The 3,501-nt window shown below is 41.3% G+C and carries 3 protein-coding genes; 2 read left to right on the top strand and 1 reads right to left on the bottom strand.

Annotation, left to right across the window (positions count from 1 at the left end):
- Positions 1-663 (bottom strand): proton-conducting transporter transmembrane domain-containing protein (locus CALSC_RS08995; protein WP_268807197.1); only part of this gene is annotated, 663 nt, incomplete at its 3' end.
- A gap of 430 nt (positions 664-1,093) precedes the next feature.
- On the opposite strand from CALSC_RS08995, the gene CALSC_RS08990 reads away from it, so the two are divergent.
- Entirely contained in the window at positions 1,094-2,536 is a 1,443-nt protein-coding gene (locus CALSC_RS08990) for a cytochrome ubiquinol oxidase subunit I (RefSeq protein WP_088241023.1), read from the top strand.
- A gap of 8 nt (positions 2,537-2,544) precedes the next feature.
- Positions 2,545-3,501 (top strand): cytochrome d ubiquinol oxidase subunit II (gene cydB / locus CALSC_RS08985; protein WP_088241022.1); only part of this gene is annotated, 957 nt, incomplete at its 3' end.

Raw genomic sequence — 3,501 nt, 5'->3', positions numbered from 1 at the left:
TGCCATTAATGTGGGGTTGATATCCGCAGTAGCCGCCCATTCTGCTAATTCTGTGTAATTCCAAGTACCAGCTAGGGGAAAAATTGCTAGTACTCCCATCAATAGAAATAAATCTCCTACCCGCTTGGTTAAAAAAGCGTCCCTTGCACCGGTAACTACCAAAGGTTGACTAAACCATAACCCAACTAACAAGTAGGTTCCTAAAGTGAGAATTTCTAGAATTACATAACTAAAGAACAAATTATTACATAAAACCAGGGCGCACAATCCTGCTTCAAATATTCCCAACAAGGAATAGAAACGTCCCCAGCCCCAATCCATTTCCATATAGCCAATGGCGTAAATTTGTGCGAGAAAATTTAACCCACAAATTACCACCATTGCACCAACACTTGCTGAAGATATTTCTATATCTATAGTTAGATTCAAACCCGCAGTACTTAACCAAGGAATATGGACTTGTGATGGTGGTTGTCCCCAAGTAGCTAGCAATGCTAAAGCAGCATGAATAAAGGCAAAAAATGTCATGATTAAATTAACATAACCAGCTGGTCTTGGTCCTGTACGGCGCAGAATTCCCGGTGACCAGGGAATAGCTGAAAGTACCCCCATTAAAGCATAACAAGGTACTAACCAAGCTGTTTCAAGCAAGTAGTGAGTCATTAATTCCCCTCTTTAATCGCAGCAAAATAACCCAGATTGCACGGTTGCAATCCTTGCCCATCACCAATAACAATATGGAATTGGAAAAAATTAATATTTATTTAATCTTATTAATTATAGATTAGCTTTATCTGTAGGGGAATGGAACTGGTTATCTAGATCATAAAATGATGCTTTCCCTAAGAAATCCTTATATGTTGTGTTAATAGCTATGTCATCCTTCGGGAATATCTATTGTTACCATTATTAATATCCATAATAGTTATGTTATAACTAACCAGTTTTACACTTGTTCCTACAACATACCTTGTTACAAAGTCGAAGTCTCCAACACTCATTGGAGACTTTTAAGAATACCTTACAAAACTTCACACTTCAGGATTTTCACGGTTAACCTAGAATGGTCAACTCTAATACACAATAGATAATTATGGAGTTTTTGACGGACACTGTAGTTCTATCCCGGATGCAGTTCGCATTAACTAGCATATTCCATATGTTATGGCCCGTATTAACTACGGGGATGGGGATTTATCTGGTAATTGTGGAAGGTTTATGGCTGAAAACCCGCAATCCTGATTACTATTATCACGCCCGGTTTTGGTCAAAGCTGTATGTCTTAAACTTCGGTATTGGTGTCGCTTCTGGTGTACCGATGGAGTTTCAATTTGGCACCAATTGGGCACCCTTTTCCAAGGCTGTAGGAGACTTTTTTGGCAGCATTTTGGGTTTTGAAGCTTCTATGGCATTTATGCTAGAAGCAGGTTTCCTGGGAATTATGCTGTTTGGTTGGGAACGGGTAAACTCTGTAATGCACTATATAGCTACAATTTTGGTGGCTTTTGGTGCTAATCTCTCCACGTTTTGGATTTTGACAGCAAATTCCTGGATGCAAACCCCTGTGGGTGGTGAATTAGTGGATGGTAAGTTCATTGTGCGAGATTACTTTGAGGCAATTTGGAATCCCTCAATGGTGAATAGTGTTCTGCATATGTTCTTTGCTACCCTGGAAACTTCCCTGTTTGTAATTGGTGGGATTAGTGCGTGGTATATTCTTAATAAACGCAACCAAGCTTTCTTTTCCAAGTCTTTAAAGATTGTCCTGGTAGCAGCGATCGCAGTTGCACCGTTACAAATTGCCATTGGGCATTGGAGTGGGGAACAAGTACGGGAAAATCAACCTTCCAAGTTAGCAGCCATTGAAGCACGGTGGGAAAGTGTAGCTGAGGGAGAATCTGCACCTTGGAGTATTCTTGCACTCCCAAACAAAGATGGGGAGAAAAATGATTTTGAGCTAAATGTTCCCAATGGTTTGGGTTATATTCTGGAGTTTAAACCACAATTGAGTGAGCCTGTACTGGGTTTAAAGGAGTGGAAACCGGAAGATAGACCGCCGATGTTAGGATTAATTTTTTACTCGTTCCGCATTATGGCTGGGATTGGCTTTTTCTATGTGGGGCTGGTAATTTGGAGTGTCATCCAATGGATGCGTGGTAATTTATCAGCATTAAATATTACTCAGCAATCCTGGTTATTACGTGGTTGGATATTCGCTGCACCCTTAGGATATATTGCCGTAGAAGCTGGCTGGATTGTTCGGGAAGTTGGGAGACAACCTTGGACGATGTATGGTTTAATCCGTACCAGTGATGCGGCTTCTGCTGTACCTGCGGGGAATGTTTTAGGCTCTTTGATGGGCTTCACAGTAGTTTATACCATTTTATTCATCTCTGCGTTGTATTTTGGCAGTCGCATCATTCACAAGGGACCAAACTTGGATTTACCTGTACCGGGAATAGAAAATCATCCCGGATTGGATACTACCCCTGGGGAATTTCTTCCTGATCGTCGCCCTGTGGAAGCAGGTAAATAGGAGGTACAATGGAAACTCTCACATATTTTTTACCACAGGTGTGGTTTGCAATCTTGGCTTTGTTTCTCTTCTTGTATGTGATGCTAGATGGCTTTGATTTGGGGGTAGGAATTTTATCCCTGACAGCCTCGGATGAAGAACGTCGTGGTATCCTCATGACTAGTTTGGGAAATGTGTGGGATGCAAACGAAACTTGGCTAGTATTGATGGGCGGTGCTTTGTTTGGTGCATTTCCCTTGGCATATAGTACTATCCTCACTGCTCTATATATCCCGATTATGATGATGATTTTCGGGTTTATTTTTCGGGCTGTGGCGTTTGAGTTTCGGGAACATGCTACCCGCAAAGTCTTCTGGAATATCGCCTTTGGTGCTGGTAGTTTCATGGCTGCACTTGGTCAAGGATTCGCTTTAGGGGGAGTGTTAGCGGGGATTAAAGTTGATGCAGTTGGTGACTTTGTAGGTACGACCTGGGATTGGTTGAGTTTACCATCCCTACTGGTGGCGTTGACACTAATTCAAGGCTATGTGCTAATTGGTTCCACCTATTTGATCTGGAAAACCACCGGGAACTTACAGCAAACCCATTATAAAACAGCTCTGATTGCCGCTTGGACAACTCTGTTGGGAGCAATTGCCATTACTGCGATCACACCTATCTTTTATGAGTATGCCAGGCAAAGGTTATTTGCTCAACCACTAGTTTACATTTTCGCCATCATTCCCATCCTGGGAGTTTTATTAATTTGGCAGTTAATTACTAGTCTGAATAAACGTCAAGAGAAAGCACCATTTTTTTGGACTATTTTACTTTTCTTGTTGACTTTTATTGGGTTGGCTTTGGTTGTTTTTCCCTATATTATCCCTACAGAAATCACAATTTATGAAGCAGCAGCATCACCAAGTTCACTAGTGTTTATGCTCGTTTTCATTGGCTTTTTGATTCCTATTATGTTGGCATACAAT

This window comes from Calothrix rhizosoleniae SC01 (assembly GCF_900185595.1).
GTDB lineage: Bacteria > Cyanobacteriota > Cyanobacteriia > Cyanobacteriales > Nostocaceae > Calothrix_A > Calothrix_A rhizosoleniae.
The sequence above is the reverse complement of the archived record's forward strand: the minus strand, read 5'-3'. Positions and strand labels throughout refer to the sequence as shown.

Excerpts from the sequence above, each read along its gene's own strand:
- CALSC_RS08990 (WP_088241023.1), top strand. The coding sequence starts at position 1,094 with ATGGAGTTTTTGACGGACACTGTAGTTCTATCCCGGATGCAGTTCGCA.